This window comes from Corallococcus terminator (genome assembly GCF_049194865.1).
In the GTDB taxonomy this organism is placed as follows: domain Bacteria; phylum Myxococcota; class Myxococcia; order Myxococcales; family Myxococcaceae; genus Myxococcus; species Myxococcus terminator_A.
Window position 1 is genome coordinate 61,107 of sequence record NZ_JBLZWL010000004.1, and the last position, 18,231, is coordinate 79,337.

Genomic DNA, 18,231 nt, shown 5'->3' on the forward strand with positions numbered 1-18,231 from the left:
CTTGAATGGTTTTCTGGAGGGATTGAATGAGCACCGCGCCGGACCATCATACGAGCTTCATCAGCATCGTCGGGACGAACCTCCGTGACCTGCAGACGCTGGCGAACCTGTCGCCACCCGTGGACGACCCCGAGTCCATTGTCACGGTCATCGTATCGATGGTCCATGAGGGTAACATCACGTGGACGAAGCTCCTGGAGGTCGAAGCCTGGGTGACAGACCTGGCGCGGTCTTCCTCGGGGCGATTGTATGCGGTCGATATGGAGGGGCTGCTTCACTTCACGGATTCGAAGGGGGGTTGGAAGCGCCGGGACCTCGGCTGTCCGGATGGACTGGTGTCGCTCTGGGTGGCGTCGGATGACCTGCTGTTCGCCGCCGGGGACCACGGGGAGCGCGTGCGGGTCTCCGGGAAGCAGGTGGACGTCGTCCGGGACGAACAGGAGCGTCGGCTGAACGCCGTGCATGGCTGCTCAGTGGATGAGGCCTACATGGTCGGAGATAAGGGCGCGCTCTTCCGATACCAGGGTCAGGTCTGGTCGGAGCTGGAGTCTCCGACCAACTACACTTTGCTCACGGTCCTCTGTCGTTCGCCCAAGGAGGTTTACATCGCCGGGGCGCGCGGCGTGTTGTTCAGGGGAGACGGCGATACCTGGGAGCAGATCCATGCGCCCGCGGTGAACATCACCAGCCTCGCCTGGTATCAGGACACCTTGTACGCCGCAGCGGGCAAGGACGGCGTCTTCCGTCTCGGCCCCCGGGGCCTTGAGAAGATCAAGGACGTCACGCTCTATCGGCTGAGAGCGATTGGAGACCATCTCTTTGGCCTCGGAGGGCGGCTCGTCGGCCGGTTCGATGGCAAGGGGTGGTGGGGTGGGCAGGTGAGCAGCCTCTGAGCTGGGTGCAACGATTACCGGTCTGGAGCCCTGACTCGACTTTCGCACTGTCGCGTCAGAGGTCCGTGCCGGGCGGTGTCGTGGGCGGCGGTGACGGCTTCGCCTCCGGTGCCATCCCTGTCCCCAGGGCCAACGCGGAGTCGATGGCCTCCAGCAAGGGACCCGCGGGCGCCCCAGGCAGCGTCGTGCAGGCCCGGACCAACTCCCTCTTGGTGCGCAGCCGGTCCGGGTGCGTCTTGGCCTGTCGCGCCAGGGCCTCCGGGTCCACCGGCGCCGCCAGCAGCGAGGCACAGGTGCGGAAGGTCTCCATCCTCGAGCGGTCCTCGTCCAGGAGCAACACGGGAGCACCGTCCAGGAGCAGGCCCGTGAAGCTCAGGGCCCGTGCCTCGTCCGCGCTCAGCACCAGCGCCCCATTCACCGTGGCGCGCGGCTCGGGCGGAGGGCCGTTGCCGCCCGCCAACTCCACCACGCCGTCCGCGGGCTGTGGCTGGCAAGGCACCTCTCGCAGCGCCAGCATCTCATCCGCCTTGCGCGTCTCCTTCGACTCGCCGCCCCGATGAAGCTGGACGAGCCCCGCCACCAGCGCGGGCACGCCCACCGACAGCAGCACCGCGCCCCAGGTCGTCGCCACCTCGCGACTGGAGGCGCCGTAGCGACCGTCGCGGTCGATGGCGGACCGGTCCGGCGAGTCGGAGAAGAGCGTGCGCCCCAACACCAGGAAGCCACCCACCGCGGTGAGGACGCCGCCCGAGCTCACCGCCCCCGCCGCGCCCGGGACGGAGCGGGTGGTGATGATGTCCTCGGAGTACTCGGCATGTTGCTCGGTGCGACAGATGTCCGCCGTGGAGAAGCGCAGGGTGAGCTGCGGCCAGCTCACCTCCGTGCGCGCGAAGGGCATGCGCTCCCCGAGCTGCGACTCCTGGAGGTACGTGCGCAGGACGGGCCCACGCTCGGTGCGCCGCTCCATGTCCAGGGGCGTACACCCCACCGACAACACCAACGCCGACGCCACCCACCGCTTCATGGCTCTTCCCCCCGGAAAAAGGTCGTCACGTCCGGACACTCCACGAGGAACCGGGTCGTGTCCTCACACGACGGCGGGCGCTCCGTGGTGGTCCCCACCCGGATGAGCGGCTCCCGGCAGGCCAGGACGCGCTCTCGCGAGGGCGAGGAGAAGGTGAACTCCTCCGCACCGCAGCCCGTCCGCTCCAGCAGGGTGGCCTCGCAGCCCAGGCCAGTGTCGAGCTGCTCGGCCACGCCGGGACAGGCCGAGGTCTGGCAGAGGCGGGTGACGACATCCCGACAGACGGCTGCGTCGGGCGCTTCGGGGCCGGAGCAGGCGGTCAGCCAGGCCAGCGGACACAAGAAGAACAGGTATCTCACGGCGCTCCCACGCTACGCACGGCGCGGTAAAAGGGCCGCCATGTCCCAGACCTATCTGTCACTCACCGTGGAGTTGCCCGAGGAAGCGTCCGAGGCCGTACAGGACCTCCTCCACGAGTCCGGTGCGCTCGGCCTCGAGGTACGAGACCGCGAAACCCCCACCATGCCCGGCGTGAAGGCTCCGCCGGTGGGTGAGAACATCATCATCGGCTACTTCGACGACCGCGAGACGGCCGAGGCCGCCCGCGACGAGGTGGCGGAGAACCACCCCGCCGCCCGTCTCAACCTGGACGAACAGCCCCAGCAGGACTGGAGCAACGAGTGGAAGTCGCTCATCAAGTCCGTGCATGTGGGCCGGCTGTGGGTGGGGCCGCCGTGGGACGTGGGCAACGCCCCCGCCGAAGCGGTGCGACTGGTGATTGAGCCGAAGATGGCCTTCGGCACGGGCGACCACCCCACGACGTCCCTGTGTCTGGCGGCGGTGGATGCGTTCATGGCCGACCATCCGGGCGCCAGCGTCCTGGACGTGGGCACCGGCACGGGCGTGCTCGCCATCGCCGCGAAGAAGCTGGGCGCGGGGCGCGTCGTCGCCACGGACAATGACCCGACGTCGGTGGAGCTGGCCCAGGAGAACCTGGCGGACAACGGCACGCCCGACATCGACGTGTCCGGCAAGGAGCTGACAGGGGTGGAGGGCACCTTCGACCTGGTGCTGGCCAACATCCTCGCCAACACGCTCATCGAGCTGGCGCCGCTCATCGCGCTCAAGGCGAAGGACCGGCTGGTGCTCGCGGGCGTGCTGTCGCATCAGCGCACGGACGTGGAAGCCGCCTACCGCAACCTGGGCTTCACCGTGCTGCCCGGCGCGACGCAGGGCGAGTGGGTTCGCATCGACCTGAAGCGCTGAGGTGCTGGCCCCAGGGCTCGCGTGCGATGACCACGCGGGCCCACGGGCTCTGGCGAGACTCCGCGAGGCGGCGTGGGCCCGACAACGTGCACGCGGGCCCCGCCACGCTTCGTCACTCGACGGTCGGGCGCTTCACGAGCCGCAGCTCCTTGTCGAGTTCCACCACGGCGGAGCCGAGCCCGCCGCTCTGCGAGCGTGAGTACCGCACGTCATCAATCGTGACGCGCCACCCCGCCTCCGTCTCGGCCACCTGATACGTGGGCAGGCGCAGCCAGTTCGCGAGGCCACGCAGATGCGGCGCCGCGAGCGCGGCCTGGATGACGGGGCCAGGGTTCGGCTCACGAGGGAGCGTCGGCCCGCTGATTTCGAGGTGCCCGTCGCCGCCGCGCAGGAAGTCCGCGCGCACGAAGTGGTAGCGGTCCGGCCCCAGCGCGATGAGGTCTCGTACGAAGGGGTTCGCGGGCACCGGCCCCGCGATGACGCGCTCCACCGGGTGCCCATGAGCCCTCAGCCACTGCTGGGCCCTCGGCGCGGCGACCTGGGAGCCCAGGAAGATGGCGCCCAGATAGAGCACCAACCCCACTCCGCACACGGTGGCCACGCGCTGGGTGGGCACCACGTGTGTGCCCTTCAATCGCAACCAGACAATCGCCGCCACGCCCACGGCCCAGAGCACCTTCGCGGGCCAGGGCACGAACGCGGGAAACATGACGAGCGCGGTGGTGGCGATACCCAACACCCCCCACCCCGCGACGGACTTCCGCGTGCGCGCATCCGCCATGATGACGGCCGCCCCCGCGAGCAGCCACACCCACGGGTCGACGATGAACAACGCGTCACCGTAGAACCACGTCCCGTCGAACGGCATCAGCAGCCGGACGCCATAGGTGTTGAGCCAGTCCAGCGCGGGATGACTCAGCACCGACACCGTGGACAAGAGCAACAGCGGCCCGGCGCGCGCGGGCGCCAGGTCCGGGTGCCGCCGCCTTCGCACGAAGCGGTCCCACAGCAACATCAACCCCGTCAGGACAAAGGGCCAGAGCGCCAGCGCGAGCACCCCGTGCGTCCAGCCTCGACGCCAGTACAGCGAGGCGTCCGAGCCCGCGAAGGTGACGACGGCATCCACGTCCGGGAGATTGGCGCCGATGACGAGCGTCGCGGTGGCCAGCGGCGTGTAGCGCTTCAGCCCCGCCTCCGCCATCCAGGCCCCAACGAGCGAGTGAGCGAGATTGTCCATCTCCCTCCGACGCTACTTCACTCCCTCGCGAACCTCGACACCTCGCGTCACCTTCTCTACGCGGCACGAAATCGAGGGACGCGTTAGACAGTCGCGCATCGAAGCACCGCCGTCCACCCGCACACCCCGGAGCCCCCCATGTCCCTCTCGATGTACCAGGCGTCGATTCCCGTCTACATCCGTGCCCTCAACGTCCTCTCCGCCCTGCTCGAGAAGGGGGCCCAGCACGCGAAGGAGAACGGCATCGACCCGCAGACCCTGCTCGACGCGAAGCTGGCGCCGGACATGTACAACCTCGTGGCCCAGGTGCAGCGCGCCAGCGACACCTCGAAGGCCACCGCCGAACGGCTGAGTGGAGTTCCCGCCCCGCGCATGCCGGACACCGAGAAAACCTTCGACGAGCTGTTCGCTCGCATCGCCAAGACTGTCACCTACCTGAAGAGCATCGACGCCTCGACGCTCCAGGGCAGCGAGAAGCGCACCGTCACGCTCACGGCGGGGGAGTTCAAGCGCGACTTCAAGGGAGATGACTATCTGCTCACCTTCGCCCTGCCGAACTTCTATTTCCACATCACCACGGCCTACGACATCCTCCGCCACAGCGGCGTGCGCATCGGCAAGCAGGACTTCATCGGCCCCTTCGAGCCGCGCTGAACGTCTCTTGGGCTCCGCGCGCCGAACGCGCTAGCGTCCCCGCCGCGTGGAGCCCCCACCCTCTCATCCGCCGCCCAAGCCCCCGGACGAGGTCCGCTCCCAGCTCGTGGGCCCGCTGCTCGCCTACCTGCGCGCCACGGGCAGGGACCCGACACCGCTGGTGGAGCGCTTCGGCCTGCCCCTCGACGCGGGCACCCTGCCCGAGGTCAGCCTCCCGCTCACCACCCTGCACGCCTTCCTGGATGCCGCGGAGGAGCTCTCCCAGGACGCCTTCCTCGGCCTCCACGTCGCCCAGCGCGTGCCACGCGGCAACTACGGGCTCGTCGAGTACATCGCCCGGGCCTCGCCCACGGTGCGCGCCACCTTCCGCTCCCTCGCGCGATACCTGGCGCTGCTGGAGCCCGCGTGGCTCGCCTCCTTCACCGACGACGCGGACGGAGGCGGCACCTTCGCCTATGGCATCGCCGGAGCCCCGCTCGCGTACGGCCGTCACGCGAGTGAATACGGCCTCGCCCTCTTCACCCACGTCGGCCGACAGCTCACCGAGCGCCCCTGGACACCGCGCGCTGTCGCCTTCGCCCACCCCGCGCCGCCGGATGTCGCGCCGCTGGTGGAGCACTTCGGCGTCACTCCGACGTTCGGCGGCGGACGCAATGCCCTCACGCTGGACGCGGCCACGCTCGACCTGCGCGTGGTGGGCGCGGACCCCGCCCTGCTCTCCGTGCTGGAGCGCGCCGCCAGTGGAGTGAATCCCCCCGCGCCTCCAGCGCCACCGGATGCCCCTGGCTTCGTCCAGGCCGTGCGCGACGCCATCCGGGCCTCGCTCCGCGACGGAGCGCCTCAAGTCAGTGACGTGGCCAAGGGCCTCCACGTCAGCCCTCGCACCTTCCAGCGCCGGCTCACCGAGCTGGGCACGTCGTTCCAGGACGAGGTCGACACGGTGCGGCGAGAGCTGGCCTGCCAGTACCTGCGCGATGTGAATCTGGGCGTCAGTCAGGTCGCCTTCCTGCTGGGCTACTCCGAGCTGAGCACGTTCGACCGCGCCTTCAAGCGGTGGACGGGGATGACGCCTCGCGTCTGGCGGGAGAGCGCCGAGCGGCCTTGAAGCCAGCACGGTGGGACGGGTGCGGGGCAGCCGACCCGTGGCGTCTTCGGCCAGGAGATTGGCGTGCGCCGCCAGGACACCTGTGCCGACTTCACCTAACTTCCCACCTCCCCTGCTCCCGTCCGGAGGACATCATGCTCAAGCCCCAGGTCGCCGCGCTCTTCGATGAGTACTACTCGTCGCATCAGCACCCCACCAACCGGCTGACGCACAAGGTCGCCATCCCCGTCATCGTGCTGCACATCATCGCGATGCTGGACTGGGTGAAGCTGGTGGCCGTGCCCGTGCTCCCGGGAGGAGTGCTCACGCTGGGCATGGTGGCGCTGGCGCTGACGGCCATCTGGTACCTGCGCGCCGACGTGAAGCTGGGCCTCGCGGTGGTGGTGTTCATGGCCGCCTGCTTCCCCATCGGCCGGCTGATGCCCACGTGGAGCGTGGTGGCCATCGCCGTGTTTGGATGGCTCATCCAGTTGGCGGGCCACGCCGTCTGGGAGAAGAAGTCCCCGTCGTTCCTCACCAACCTGGTCCACGCGCTGGTGGGTCCGCTGTTCTTCGTCGCGGTCCTCTTCGGCGACTACGTCATCAAGCCCCAACCCCAGGCCGGCGCCCCGGCGCGCGCCTGAGCACGTCCGTCCCCAAGCACCCCATGAGCTTCGCCGACAAGCTGCGCGTCTGGATGCCCCTGCACGAGAACCGCGCCAGCCGCGCGGTCCACTTCCTGGGCGCGTACATGTTCATCTTCGCCCTGCTCGTCCCGCTCGGCCTCGTGCGCTTCTCCGTGGGAGGCCTGGAGCTGTCCGCCGCGCACGTGCTGGCGGCCGCCGTGGCCCTGTACGCCGTCTCGCTGGAGTGGACGGCGGGCATCCTCATGAGCCTGCCACTCATCCCCACGCTGAACGCCGCGCTGGGCGTGGGGCACCTGCCGGGCTCCACCGTCGCCATCGTCGCCGTCTCCGTCATGGTGGTGCGCTTCGCGCTCGTCGTCGGCGCGCACGTCGTCCTCGAGAAGAAGACCCACGGCCTGTCCCTCGGCGGCCCGCTGCTCTTCTTCATCGAGCCCGTCTACCTGCTCACCCTCGTCCTCTTCGGGATGGGCCTGAAGCGCGACCTGCACGCGCGCGTCACCGCGGGCGGGCCTCGGCCGGCGACGCTCACCGCGTAGTGGCGCATGGGGCGGTGGCGGCATGGGCCTCCGCCGCCCTGCTTCACTACGTGCCGCTGGCGATGCGCGCGGGAGGTGGCGGCAGCTCGACGGCCTCGCTCAGCACGTGGCCCTGGAGCGCGTGCACCACCACCGCCTCGCGGCGCCCCCTCACGTGAGTCTCGCCCAGCCGTCGGCCGGTGAAGTCCCCACCGCCTCGCAGCCAGGTGCTCTCGCTCACGAGGATGTCCACGCCGTGCACCTTGGTGAGCCCCTCCACCCGTGAGGCCAGGTTCACCGCGTCACCAATGACGGTGTACTCATGCTGCTCGGCGCCCCCGAGCATGCCCGCCGCCACCACGCCTGTGTGCAGGCCGATGCCGATGCGCAGCGGGGGCAGGCCCTGCGACGTGCGCCGCTTGTTGAGCTCGCCCAGCTTCTCGCGCATGTCCAGCGCCGCGTGCATGGCCAGCTCCGCGTGGTCCTCGCTCGAGTCCGGCACGCCCCAGCACGCGAGCATCCCGTCCCCCAGGAACTTGTTCACGATGCCCCCTCGCGCCATCACGATGTGGGTCATCTGTCCGAAGTACTCGTCGAGCAGCTCCAGCACCTCGCGCGGCTGGAGCGTCTCGCTCAGCATGGTGAAGTCGCGGATGTCGCTGAAGAGGATGGTGACCTCGCGCTGCACCGGCTGGAGCGACGTGTCCCCTGATTGCATCACCCGCTCCACCACCTGCTTGGGCAGGAAGCGCGACAACCCGTCGCGGCGCCGCAGCCGGAGGAACATGCTCCCCACCTCCGCGTTCGTCATCCAGATGAGCAGCCCGAGCGTCACGTAGCAGAAGACAACGAAGCTGGTGCTGGACCAGGTGCCATGTCCCGTCAGGCACGCCACGAGCGCGTAGCCCACCGACGACAGCGTCGTGGACAGCAGCACGTGCATCCACGAGAAGCGCGCCACGGAGAAGACCAGCACCATGCCCATGCTCGCGCCCAGCATGCCCGCGTCGAACTGGCCGGTGCGCGCCCACGCGTGCCACGCCATGAAGGCGAAGAAGCTGGTGTCCGCCACGGTGGTGGGAACGGGCAGCCACCGCGCATGGCGCAGGTGGGGACGCTGGCGGCGCAGCACGAGCAACGCGACGACGGAGAACAGCGCGTACAGCACGATGGCCAGCACGCGATGGAAGTCGTGCGGCGGCATGGGCTCCCCGGTGACGTGGGCGATGCCACCCTGGCTCAGCGACAGCAACGCCATCAACGCCAGCCGCACCCAGGCCACCCGGAGCTCGCCCCGGAGCGAGCTCTCCGCGAGCACCAGCTCCTCGTTGGCGCGACTCAGCGCGAAGCGGGCCACCGCGGTGTCCCGGCCCGGCACGAGGACCTCGTCGCTTCGGCCCATGATGGCGAGTCCCTTTCCTTATCCTCCCCCACTCCGACGGGCCCGAGGACTCGCCGCGCCAGCGCGGCTCTCGCATGGTGCCTCAAGTTGGAAAGCCCAGCGAGCCCTGGCGTCGGACGCCAGCTTGCTGTTGAAGTCGCCGCCTTGACACGGGGCCGCGAAGCACTCACCTCGCCCCGCTGGAGAAGCCCCCGTGGTCCGCCTCTTCGCGCCCATTCCGGAACCCGCTCCCGCCGAAGTGGCGCTGACGGGGGACCGCCGCCACTACGTCGTCCACGTCCTGCGGCTGGGCGAAGGCGACGCGCTGGAGGTCTTCGACGGCAAGGGGCGCGCCTTCTCCGGACAGGTGACGGGCGTGGACGCGGAGGCCGTGCGCGTGCGGCTGGGCGACATGCGCCAGGCCCCCGCGCGCCGCTCGGTGAGCGTGCTCCAGGGGCTCCCCAAGGGCGACAAGCTGGAGTGGGTGCTGCAGAAGGGCACGGAGCTGGGCGCCACCGCGTTCCTCCCCGTGGACACCGTGCGCAGCGTGGTGAAGCTGGAGCCGCGCCGCGCCCAGGAGCGCACCGCGCGGTGGACGAAAATCGTGGAGGAGGCCGCCCGCCAATGCCGCCGCGACGACGTGCCTACCGTGGAGGTTCCTCGCACGCTCACCGAGGCCGCCAGGGCGCTGGCCCCGGGCACCGTGGTGCTGGTGCTGGATGAAGAGGAGTCCGCCGTCCCCCTGGGCGAGGCCTTCCGCGCGGCGGGAGCGGGCACACCGGTGGCATTGGTGGTGGGCCCCGAGGGGGGACTGGCGCGCGAGGAGGTGGAGGCATTGAAGGCGCTGGGCGCCCGTCCCGTCACGTTGGGCTCGCGCATCCTCCGCACGGAGACGGCCGCGCTCGCCGCCCTGGCGGTGATGATGCATCTCGACGGCGAGCTTGGTTAGCGAGGGGGCAGCCGAGCGCTCATTCCCCGTGGGTTCTCACCGGCCGATCTGGATTCCTACGTTTCTCCCGTCTGGGACCTCAGGGGTCCCCTCAAACAGGAGAAGGTTTCATGGGGATCATCGCATTCATCATCATCGGCCTCATCGCGGGTCTCATCGCTCGCGCCATCCTTCCCGGCAAGCAGAGCATGGGCCTGCTGGCGACGACGCTGTTGGGCATGGTGGGCTCGCTGCTCGGCGGTCTGATTGGGTCCCTCTTCACTCGGGATGGCCGTCTCTTCGATTTGCGTCCCTCGGGCATCATCATGTCGGTGCTAGGCGCCATCGTCGTGCTCCTCATCGTCGGGGCAGTGGGACGGCGCCGCGTCCACGCCTAGCGTGAGGCGCTCCACACTTGCCGTCCCCCAGGGGACACAGTGGGCGCCTGCGTTGACGAGCCCCTGACGGATCCTCGACCAAGGGACCTCGGGGGCTCGCCACTTTTCTTGCTCCTCGCGTGCGGACGTCTTTTCATGGCCCCCGCCGTAGTCAGCCCGGAGGAGTCCGTTGTCCAAGTGCATGAAGTGCGGTGCCATGCTGCCGCCCGTCGGAGAGTGCCCCGCCTGTGCCACCGCCAAGGCTCGCCCGCCCGCGCCTCCCGCGGTGCCGAGCCTGCTGGACCGCGACCTCCGCATCGACCGCCGGACCGCCGAGCGCGACGAGGCGCCCACGCTCAGGGACCACGACTTCGTCCCGCCCTCGCCGCCGCCGTCCGTGGCACCGCTCGCCGGCCCGCTCCCGCCCCCCATGGCGCCCCGAGCCGCTCCGCCGCAGCAGCAGCCGGGCGTCAAGCGCCCCACGCCTCCAGGTATGACGCCCGCCCACCGGCCCGCGCCCGCCCACCCGGGCATCGCAGCGCCTCGCGCCGCCCCGCCGGCCCCGCCCGCCGCCCAGCCCACGTGGGCCCAGGGTGGTGGCGCCTTCGCCGCGGAGCTGCCACCCGCGCCGCCTCCTGCCCAGCCGTCCATGTCCCCCATGACGCCCGCGTACGGCACGCCTCCCCCGATGCGCGCCCAGACGGCGGCGCCCATCCCTGGCGTGGCGGCTCCGGCCCCCGGCCTGCCCCGGATGGCGGCTCCGGCGCCCGCTCCCAGCCTGCCCCGGATGGAGTCCCCGGCGACTCCCGCGCCCGGGCTGCCCCGGATGGAGTCGGCGGCTCCGGCCCCCGGCCTGCCCCGGACGGAGTCCCCCGCCGCGGCCCCCGTCAGCCTTCCTCCGCTGGAGTCCGTGGACACCCTTCCTGGGCTTCCGGTGATGGCGGAGAGCGCGCCTCGCGCGGAGAAGCCCCGCCCCCAGGCGGTCCGGACCGCGGCCCAGCCGGGCACGGCCGAGGTGCATGCGCGTCCCGCTTCGCTGTGGCGCCGGCTGCTCTCGTTCTCCATCGACACGGCGGCCATCGCTGGCGTGGCGTCGCTGTACATCACCCTCGCCTCGTCGGTGACGGGGACGAAGGCCCCCGCGGCCGGCCTGTCGGGCCTGGACGGCTTCATCGCGTGGCTGCGAGCGCTGCACACCGTGCTGCTGCCGGGCTTTTTCCTGGTGCTGATCCTGGCGCTCGTGTACTGCGCGGTGGCGGCCTTCCTCTGGAACGGACGCACGCTGGGCCGCCTGCTCCTGGGTCTTCGCCTGGTGGACACACACGGAATGGCCCCCGCGCCGGGTCGGGCCATCGTGCGAGCGCTGCTCGCCAGCGTCTCCTTCGTCCTGTTCCTGGGTGGATTCTGGATGGCGCTGTTTGATCGCCGTGGACAGACGCTCCATGACAAGCTGACGTCCACCTTCGTCGTTCAACCGAGCTGACCAACCGTTCATTGTGCCTTGCGGCCGCGGCCGTAAGATGCCGCGCCTAAATGCCCGCCCGCCTCGCCCAGCTCCTCGTCTCACGCATGCTCCTTTCCCAGGAGAAGGCGGGAGAGTTGTTGCGACACCAGCAGGCGCAGGGCGGGCACCTGGACACGGTGTTGCTGGAGCAGGGCCTCGCGAGCGAGACGGACGTGCTCGCGTTGCTCGGTGACGTCGCCGGCTTCCGGGCGGTGAACCTGGTCGACTTCGAGCCGAACGCCGAGGTCGCCTCCTTCATCCCGCCGAAGATCGCCGAGCGGCTCAGCGTGGTGCCGCTCTCGCTGGATGGGCAGACGCTGCACGTCGCCTGCGCGTATCCGGTGCCGAAGAAGGAGCTGGACGAGGTCGGCTTCCTGCTGGGCCGGCCGCTCGAGCTGTGGGTGGCCGCCGAGGTGCGGATCCGCGAGTGGATTTCCACCATCTACCGCCAGCCCCTGTCGCCGCGCTTCATCCAGCTCGTCGCCGCGCTGGACCCGGAGAAGCAGCTCCCGATTACCCCTCCGCCGCCTCCTCCGCCCGATGAGGCGTCCCTCACGGTGGAGATGGTGGAGCGACTGGCTCGCTCGGTGGCGAGGGAGCCGTTGGCCGCCGAGGCCCGGCCCGCGCCGAAGGAGCCGTCCGCGCCCCAGCGGCCACCTCCGCCGCCTCCGGCCGAGACCACGGTGTCCGCGCCCCAGCGGACTCCTCCGCCGCCTCCGGCCGAGACCACGGTGTCCGCGCCTCAGCGGCCACCTCCACCGCCTCCGCCCGATACGGCGTCCGCGCCGCCTCCCGCCTTCGTCCGCGCGCCCCTGCGCCTGAACATGCCGGCCGCCGAGCGCCCCGCCGCCGCTCAGCCGCAGCGTCCGCCACAGCCGCCCGTCGTGACGTCGACGCCGTCGAGGCCAGACACCCGCCCGGCCCAGCCGCCCGTCCTCACCACCACACCTCCCGCCGCACAGCCCGCGCCGCGAGGCGCTCCGGCGAGCGCGCCCGTCGCGCAGCCCCCCGTCGCGCCGCCGGCCCGAGCCGTCGAGACCACAACGACGCGAGTCGCTCCCGCCGCGACGCAGGGAACCCCGGCCGGAGGGGTGCCGCCCACCGCGCAGCCCACGTCGCGTCCCGCTGACGTCGCGCAGTTCCCGGCGCGCCCCGCCGACACCGCGCAGCCCGCGTCGCGCCCGGCTGACACCACGTCCCGTCCCGCCGCTCCGTCGACGACGCAGCCCAACGGCGCGCAGCCTGGAGCCCGCCCCGCGACGGCACCGGCCGCTCGTCCCGCTGGGGCGCAAACGGGAGCGCCGCAGGTGTGGCCTCCGGCGCCGCCCGTGCAGCCCGGTACGGCACCCCAGGTCTGGCCTCCGGGCCCTCCGGCGCCACCGGCCCTCGCGGACGCACTGCCTCCGCCCACGCTCCGCTTCGGCTCTCCGCTGTCGGGAACACGTCCGGACGCGCCCCTGCCGATGCAGCCGCCGCGCCCGAATGAGCCGGCGTTCATCGTCTTCCCCAATCCGAACAAGGCGCAGCCCACCCCGGCGCCGGTCCGCGCGCGTCCCGCCGAGCCGGAGGCCCGGCCCGCCGCCGTGTCGCCCGCCTCGCAGGAGGTTCCGGAATGGACGCTGGCGCAGGCGCGCGCGGCGTTGAAGGAGTCCACCAAGGACCGCGACCGCTTGATGGATGTGGCGCTGCGCTTCGGCCGGCGCACGTTCGATTACGTGGCGGCCTTCGCGGTGCTGCGTGGCGCGGCGGTCGGCTGGGACGGTCGTGGCGAGGGCATGACGGGCGAGGGACTGGCCCAGGTGTCCGTGCCGCTCGACGCGAGCAGTGTCTTCCGCACCGTGGCCGTGACGCGAGGCAGCTACGCGGGCCCGCTGCCTCCGGACGCGCTCACGCGGCACTACCTGGAGCTGTTCGGCCGCCAGACGCCGCGCACCGTCTTCCTGTACCCGGTGGAGGTGAAGGGCCGGTTGGTGGCCATCCTCTACGGGGACTGTGGACAGAAGCCGATGAGCCAGCGCCGGCTGTCGGACTACATCCTGTTCTGCCAGGACCTGTCCTCGGCCTTCCAGGAGCTCATCCTGTTCCGCAAGCAGCGCGTCACCGAGCCGCGCGCGCCGGAAGAGGACATCTCCATCGACGTGGACGTGCCTGTCGCGTCCGCGCCGGTCCCCGCGCCCGCGGTGGTGGCGGGACTGGGCTGGGGCCCCTTCTTCGGCCGAGGCACCTCCGGCACCATCGGACGTGCCGCCGCATCACCGCCGCGCGCGCAGTCGCAGGAAGAGCGCCCGCCTCCGGACTTCGCGCCGCTGCTGCGCCGACTCACCGGTCCGGACGCCGCGCAGCGCTCCAACGCGATGGTGGAGCTGGCGCGCTCGCCCGAGGCCAGCGCCCGCGTGCTGGCCCAGCACTTCCCCGGCCCCACCGCATGGAGCCGGCTGCCCGTCGTCGAGCTGCCCGAGGCGGACGAGCTGGGACCGATTCCCGCCGCGATGTCGCGCCTGGGGCGTCCGGCCGCACAGGCCCTGTCACCGCTGCTGGATTCGCAGGACGCGGACACGCGCTACTTCGCGCTGCTCACGGCGGGCAACCTGCCCTACGTGGAGTTGGTGGATGGGGTGCTGCGCGGGCTGTTCGACCTGGAGCCGGACATCTCCAGCGCCGCGCGCGTGGCCGCCGCCGCGCTCAAGCAGTTGCCTCGGTTGGACTCGGCGCTGCGCGAGCTGCGTCAGGAGCTGAGCAGCCGGGACATGATGCGTCGCGCGCTGGCCGCCAGGGCGCTGGGCACGCTGCATGACCGCGAAGCTGTCGAGGGCCTCATCCAGCTCACGAGCAGCGACGACGAGATGTGCGCCCAGGCCGCGGCGGAAGCCCTGCGCGAAGTGACGCGCATGCCGCTGGGCCTCAGCCCGAAGCAGTGGGCGACGTGGTGGCTGGAGAACCGCAGCCGGCGCCGCGCGGACTGGCTCATCACCGCCTTGCGCCACCGCGAGCTCGACGTGCGGCTCGCCGCCATCGAGGAGCTGAGCCGCGCGCTGAACGACACGCTCGGCTACTACGCGGACGCGCCCGAGTCGGAGCGCGAGGTGGCCGCCCGTCGCTGGGAGGCCGCGGCCGTGGACCCGGCCAACGCGCGCCGGTTGGGCATGCTTTAGAGAACTCGACGGGGCCCTGTCGTTCCCGACGCGTAGGGGCTCTACCGGAAGGCGGCCATCCAATGGCCCGGAACTCGCTCGGTGCGAGCGCTGTTCAACCGTCCTCGCTCGCCCACGCCGCGCGGAGATTGGCGACCATTCGCAGGGCATCCGCATCAGAGGCGGACCGGGCCAGTGATTCGGCTCGTGCCAGGCACGAACGTGCGCTGTCTGCCTCACCTGACCTCCAGCGGACGCTCGCCAACGCGAGCAGCGGGAGTGGCTCGCCATCCGCGGTAGCAACTGCTTCCTCGTAGTAGAGCGCTGCCTGCGAAAGTCTCCCGGCCACCTCGCAGTGGAGGCCCGCAGTTCTGGCCAGGGTGGATGTGTTGGCTGGCCTTTCCTTGTCCGACCGGGTGCGAGCCAGCGCGGCTTCCAGGCAAGCGATGCCCTCGGCTGTCCTGCCCGCCTGGGCAAGCCTGGACGCGGTGCGAAGGGGATTCTCGTCAGTCACGATGACAGCCATCTTAAGCGTGCCCGAAAGAGCCAAGCCATCAACCGGGGCCATGCCCCTCAGAGCCGAACGTCGTCCCGGACTATGCTGGCGCGCGTGACACGGGCACGAGACAGAACGCCATGACGAGCGGGATGTGGATCAGCATCATCGCCTGCGCCGGCCAGCTCGCGCTCGCGGGACTGGCGCTGGCGCGCGTGGGGCGCAGCCCGCTGGCGCTGCCCCTGTCCCTGCTGTCCATCGCCCTCTCCACCTGGAACTTCACCGCCTTCGCGCTGGAGCGCTCGGGTGAGCCCGGCTGGAGGCTGGTGGGCTTCACCGCCGCGCTGATGACGGTGCCGTGCACCCTGCACTTCGCCCTCGCCTTCGTGGGACGACGTCGGCGCTCGGCCTGGGCCATGTTCGGCACCTACGCCGTCTTCGGCGCGCTGGCGATGACGATGCTCGCCGCGCTCGGCGCCCCCTCACTGGCCGCTCGACTGCTGACGCTGCGCTTCGGCATCTTCGTCACCGTGCTGGTGGCACCGCCGCTCGGCGCCGGCTTCGCGCTGCTGGTCCTCCACCTGCGTGAAGCACGGCACCCCGATGAACGCGCCCGCGCCGGGCTCATGGTGCTCGGGCTGACGCTGCTGGTCGCCCTGCTGCTGACGGAGCTCGCGGTGGAGCTGGGACTGCGGCAGGTGCCTCGGCTGGGCAACCTGGGCACGCTCCTGGGCCTCCCCGTCATGGCCACGGCGTCACTGCGCTTCGGACTCTTCGGCAGGGATTTGGGCGAAGGGACGCCGCGCATGGCGCTGCACGCGGCGACCCTGGCCGGCGTGGGCGTGCTGGCCTACCTCACCGTCTTCCGCCTCTTCGCCGCGCAGGTCGGCGCCCTCGTCGTCTTCACCACGGCCATCACCTTCGCGCTGCTCGCCGCCACGCGCCGAGGCGTCACCGCGTACGTCACCCGCGGCGAGCGCATGGAGCGCCTGGCCACGCTGGGCCGCTTCTCCGCGCAGATGGCGCATGACCTGAAGAACCCCATCGCCGCGCTCAAGGGCGCCGCGCAGTACCTCAAGGAAGAACACGCACGCGGCCAGTCCTCGGACACTCACGGCGAGTTCCTCGACCTGATGCTGGAGCAGGTGGAGCGGCTCGGGCGCGTGGTGGACACGTACCAGCGGCTCGCGCGCGTGGAGCCCCTCCCCCACCCGGTGGACCTGGGACGACTGGTGGAAGGAGTCCTGTCCCTCCAGTCCTTCGCGAGCCCAGGTCAGGTCTCCATCGTCCGCGAGCTGGAGCCGGACCTGCCGCCATGCTCGGGGGACGCCGACCTGCTGGCCAACTCGGTGGAGAACCTGGTGCGCAACGGCGTGGAGGCCATGCCCGGTGGCGGCACCCTCACGGTGCGCACGCTGCGGGACGGGCTTGCCGTGGCCGTGGAGGTGGAGGACACCGGCGAGGGCATGGACGCGCGCACCCGAGAGCGGGCCTTCGACGACTTCTTCACCACCAAGGCGGCGGGCAGCGGGCTCGGGCTGGCCTTCGTGCGACGGGTGGTGGAGGCACACGGCGGCACGGTGAGTCTGACAAGCCGAGAGGGGCACGGTACGGTGGTGCGCCTGACCCTGCCGAGAGAAGTGCGGCAGGTCGGGAGTGGGTCTGAAGGAGAAGCCGCGTGAGCGAGGCGTTGAAGGGGACCGTGCTGCTGGTGGACGACGACCCGGCGGTGGCCAAGGTGCTGGGCGCATTGCTGTCCCAGGCGGGGCTGACGACGCACGCGGCGCGTGACGGGAAGGAGGCGCTCGCGATGCTGGAGCGCAAGCCCGTGGACGTGGTGGTGAGCGACGTGCGCATGCCCGGCATGGACGGGATGCAACTGCTGACCGAGGTGGCCCGGGGCTGGCCCGACGTCCCCGTCATCCTGCTCACCGCGCATGGCACCGTGCCGCTGGCGGTGGAGGCGATGAAGGCGGGCGCGGCGGACTTCGTGCTCAAGCCCTTCGACCGGGAGGAGATTCTCTTCACCATCCGCAAGGCGCTCTTGCGCGCGCAAGGTGAGGCGGCGAACGAGCCGCTGCGCACGCCGAGCGCGTTCGTCGGTGGCAGCCGGAAGATGGCGGAGGCCCAGGCGCTGCTGGCGAAGGCGGCCACGGGCATGGCCACCGTGCTGCTGCGCGGCGAGTCCGGCACGGGCAAGGAGCTGGCGGCGAAGGCGGTGCACGACGGCAGTCCGCGACACGCGGGCCCCTTCGTGAAGCTGCACTGCGCGGCGCTCCCCGACACGCTGCTGGAGAGCGAGCTGTTCGGCTACGAGAAGGGCGCGTTCACCGGCGCGGCCACGCGCAAGCCCGGCCGGGTGGAGCTGGCTCACGGCGGCACGCTGTTCCTGGACGAAGTGGGAGACATCTCCCTCTCCGTGCAGGTGAAGCTGCTGCGAGTCATCCAGGAGCGCGAGCTGGAGCGACTGGGCGGCACGCAGACGGTGAAGGTGGACGTCCGCTTCGTCGCCGCCACGCACCAGCCGCTCGAGGACCTGGTGAAGGCGGGGCGCTTCCGCGAGGACCTCTTCTACCGGCTCAACGTGGTGCCGCTGTGGCTGCCCGCCCTGCGCGAGCGGCCCGAGGATATCGAGCCCCTGGCGCGACACTTCCTGGACGTCCACGCGAAGACGAACAGGAAGCCGCCCTTCACGCTCACCGACGAGGGGCTCGCGGTGATTCAGGCCCAGCCCTGGCCGGGCAACGTGCGCCAGCTCCAGAACTTCTTGGAGCGGCTGGTGGTGCTCGCGGACGGCCAGACGCTGACGGGCGAGGACGTCTCACGCGAGCTGGCCCGCCAGCCCGGCCTCTCCGCCCCCGTCCTCACGCCGCCCCAGGGCACCACGGCCGTGCCAATGGCGACGAGCGCGCAGCCCGGGGGCACGGAGTCGGGCCGCACGCTGGAGTCCCAGCGCAAGGACACGGAGAAACAGGCCCTCGTCGATGCCCTGCGGCGCGCGGGAGACAACCGCACGCTCGCGGCGCGGCTGCTCGGCATCAGCCGTCGGACGCTCTACAACAAGCTGGAGGAGCACGGCCTCGTGTAGTCGTGG

At 71.1% G+C, this 18,231-nt stretch carries 16 protein-coding genes; 12 read left to right on the plus strand and 4 right to left on the minus strand.

Annotation, left to right across the window (positions count from 1 at the left end; genetic code table 11):
* The first annotated feature begins 26 nt into the window (after positions 1 to 26).
* Positions 27 to 893 carry a hypothetical protein gene (locus tag ACN469_RS05305; protein WP_498764773.1) on the plus strand — a complete coding sequence of 289 codons (867 nt, stop codon included), beginning with the start codon at positions 27 to 29 and terminating at the stop codon, positions 891 to 893.
* A gap of 55 nt (positions 894 to 948) precedes the next feature.
* On the opposite strand, the gene ACN469_RS05310 is transcribed toward ACN469_RS05305, so the two are convergent.
* Together ACN469_RS05310 and ACN469_RS05315 are read right to left on the minus strand one after the other, a co-directional pair.
* Positions 949 to 1,917 (minus strand): hypothetical protein, encoded by a 969-nt coding sequence (locus tag ACN469_RS05310; protein WP_498764775.1) that lies wholly within the window; start codon positions 1,915 to 1,917, stop codon positions 949 to 951.
* On the minus strand, positions 1,914 to 2,276 hold the full coding sequence (locus tag ACN469_RS05315) for a hypothetical protein (protein WP_498764777.1): 363 nt from the start codon (positions 2,274 to 2,276) through the stop codon (positions 1,914 to 1,916). Before ACN469_RS05315 ends, ACN469_RS05310 begins: the two co-directional genes overlap by 4 nt.
* 40 nt (positions 2,277 to 2,316) lie before the next feature.
* On the opposite strand from ACN469_RS05315, the gene ACN469_RS05320 reads away from it, so the two are divergent.
* Positions 2,317 to 3,183: a 50S ribosomal protein L11 methyltransferase gene (locus tag ACN469_RS05320; protein ID WP_498764779.1), complete on the plus strand. Its 867-nt coding sequence runs from the start codon at positions 2,317 to 2,319 to the stop codon at positions 3,181 to 3,183.
* A 112-nt stretch (positions 3,184 to 3,295) separates the two neighbouring features.
* Here ACN469_RS05320 and ACN469_RS05325 read toward each other — a convergent pair whose 3' ends face one another.
* Positions 3,296 to 4,420: a metal-dependent hydrolase gene (locus ACN469_RS05325; protein ID WP_498764781.1), complete on the minus strand. Its 1,125-nt coding sequence runs from the start codon at positions 4,418 to 4,420 to the stop codon at positions 3,296 to 3,298.
* Between the two features lie 138 nt (positions 4,421 to 4,558).
* On the opposite strand from ACN469_RS05325, the gene ACN469_RS05330 reads away from it, so the two are divergent.
* From ACN469_RS05330 to ACN469_RS05345, 4 genes are all read left to right on the plus strand, one after another.
* Positions 4,559 to 5,074, plus strand: a complete 516-nt coding sequence (locus ACN469_RS05330) for a DUF1993 domain-containing protein (RefSeq protein ID WP_498764783.1) — start codon at positions 4,559 to 4,561, stop codon at positions 5,072 to 5,074.
* 46 nt (positions 5,075 to 5,120) lie between these two features.
* Entirely contained in the window at positions 5,121 to 6,179 is a 1,059-nt protein-coding gene (locus tag ACN469_RS05335) for an AraC family transcriptional regulator (protein ID WP_498764785.1), read from the plus strand.
* A 134-nt stretch (positions 6,180 to 6,313) separates the two neighbouring features.
* Positions 6,314 to 6,802: an Mpo1 family 2-hydroxy fatty acid dioxygenase gene (locus tag ACN469_RS05340; RefSeq protein ID WP_498764787.1), complete on the plus strand. Its 489-nt coding sequence runs from the start codon at positions 6,314 to 6,316 to the stop codon at positions 6,800 to 6,802.
* A 23-nt stretch (positions 6,803 to 6,825) separates the two neighbouring features.
* A complete protein-coding gene (locus tag ACN469_RS05345; RefSeq protein ID WP_498764788.1) occupies positions 6,826 to 7,341 on the plus strand; it encodes an Mpo1-like protein in 516 nt (171 codons plus the stop codon).
* Between the two features lie 46 nt (positions 7,342 to 7,387).
* Here the strand turns inward: ACN469_RS05345 and ACN469_RS05350 are convergent, their stop codons facing one another.
* The gene (locus tag ACN469_RS05350; protein ID WP_498764789.1) at positions 7,388 to 8,722 is read right to left on the minus strand and encodes an adenylate/guanylate cyclase domain-containing protein; all 1,335 of its coding nucleotides are present in this window, start codon (positions 8,720 to 8,722) and stop codon (positions 7,388 to 7,390) included.
* A gap of 193 nt (positions 8,723 to 8,915) precedes the next feature.
* On the opposite strand from ACN469_RS05350, the gene ACN469_RS05355 reads away from it, so the two are divergent.
* The 6 genes from ACN469_RS05355 to ACN469_RS05380 all read left to right on the plus strand — a co-directional run bounded on the left by ACN469_RS05355 (position 8,916) and on the right by ACN469_RS05380 (position 18,225).
* On the plus strand, positions 8,916 to 9,650 hold the full coding sequence (locus ACN469_RS05355; protein ID WP_498764790.1) for a 16S rRNA (uracil(1498)-N(3))-methyltransferase: 735 nt from the start codon (positions 8,916 to 8,918) through the stop codon (positions 9,648 to 9,650).
* 110 nt (positions 9,651 to 9,760) lie between these two features.
* A complete protein-coding gene (locus ACN469_RS05360; RefSeq protein ID WP_141649274.1) occupies positions 9,761 to 10,027 on the plus strand; it encodes a GlsB/YeaQ/YmgE family stress response membrane protein in 267 nt (88 codons plus the stop codon).
* 196 nt (positions 10,028 to 10,223) lie between these two features.
* Positions 10,224 to 11,489, plus strand: coding sequence for an RDD family protein (locus ACN469_RS05365; RefSeq protein WP_498764791.1), 1,266 nt, complete (start codon positions 10,224 to 10,226; stop codon positions 11,487 to 11,489).
* Positions 11,490 to 11,539: 50 nt separating this feature from the next.
* Positions 11,540 to 14,662, plus strand: a complete 3,123-nt coding sequence (locus ACN469_RS05370) for a HEAT repeat domain-containing protein (RefSeq protein WP_498764792.1) — start codon at positions 11,540 to 11,542, stop codon at positions 14,660 to 14,662.
* Between the two features lie 615 nt (positions 14,663 to 15,277).
* Positions 15,278 to 16,819, plus strand: a complete 1,542-nt coding sequence (locus ACN469_RS05375; protein ID WP_498764793.1) for a sensor histidine kinase — start codon at positions 15,278 to 15,280, stop codon at positions 16,817 to 16,819.
* Positions 16,816 to 18,225 (plus strand): sigma-54-dependent transcriptional regulator, encoded by a 1,410-nt coding sequence (locus tag ACN469_RS05380; RefSeq protein WP_498764794.1) that lies wholly within the window; start codon positions 16,816 to 16,818, stop codon positions 18,223 to 18,225. The genes ACN469_RS05375 and ACN469_RS05380 overlap by 4 nt, the downstream gene beginning before the upstream one ends.
* Positions 18,226 to 18,231 lie beyond the last annotated feature (6 nt).

What these genes read in the sequence shown, in the direction of transcription:
- ACN469_RS05305 (WP_498764773.1), top strand. Translation starts at nt 27, where the DNA reads ATGAGCACCGCGCCGGACCATCATACGAGCTTCATCAGCATCGTCGGG.
- ACN469_RS05310 (WP_498764775.1), bottom strand. Translation starts at nt 1,917, where the DNA reads ATGAAGCGGTGGGTGGCGTCGGCGTTGGTGTTGTCGGTGGGGTGTACG.
- ACN469_RS05320 (WP_498764779.1), top strand. Translation starts at nt 2,317, where the DNA reads ATGTCCCAGACCTATCTGTCACTCACCGTGGAGTTGCCCGAGGAAGCG.
- ACN469_RS05325 (WP_498764781.1), bottom strand. Translation starts at nt 4,420, where the DNA reads ATGGACAATCTCGCTCACTCGCTCGTTGGGGCCTGGATGGCGGAGGCG.
- ACN469_RS05330 (WP_498764783.1), top strand. Translation starts at nt 4,559, where the DNA reads ATGTCCCTCTCGATGTACCAGGCGTCGATTCCCGTCTACATCCGTGCC.
- ACN469_RS05340 (WP_498764787.1), top strand. Translation starts at nt 6,314, where the DNA reads ATGCTCAAGCCCCAGGTCGCCGCGCTCTTCGATGAGTACTACTCGTCG.
- ACN469_RS05345 (WP_498764788.1), top strand. Translation starts at nt 6,826, where the DNA reads ATGAGCTTCGCCGACAAGCTGCGCGTCTGGATGCCCCTGCACGAGAAC.
- ACN469_RS05350 (WP_498764789.1), bottom strand. Translation starts at nt 8,722, where the DNA reads ATGGGCCGAAGCGACGAGGTCCTCGTGCCGGGCCGGGACACCGCGGTG.
- ACN469_RS05360 (WP_141649274.1), top strand. Translation starts at nt 9,761, where the DNA reads ATGGGGATCATCGCATTCATCATCATCGGCCTCATCGCGGGTCTCATC.
- ACN469_RS05365 (WP_498764791.1), top strand. Translation starts at nt 10,224, where the DNA reads ATGCTGCCGCCCGTCGGAGAGTGCCCCGCCTGTGCCACCGCCAAGGCT.
- ACN469_RS05370 (WP_498764792.1), top strand. Translation starts at nt 11,540, where the DNA reads ATGCCCGCCCGCCTCGCCCAGCTCCTCGTCTCACGCATGCTCCTTTCC.
- ACN469_RS05375 (WP_498764793.1), top strand. Translation starts at nt 15,278, where the DNA reads ATGACGAGCGGGATGTGGATCAGCATCATCGCCTGCGCCGGCCAGCTC.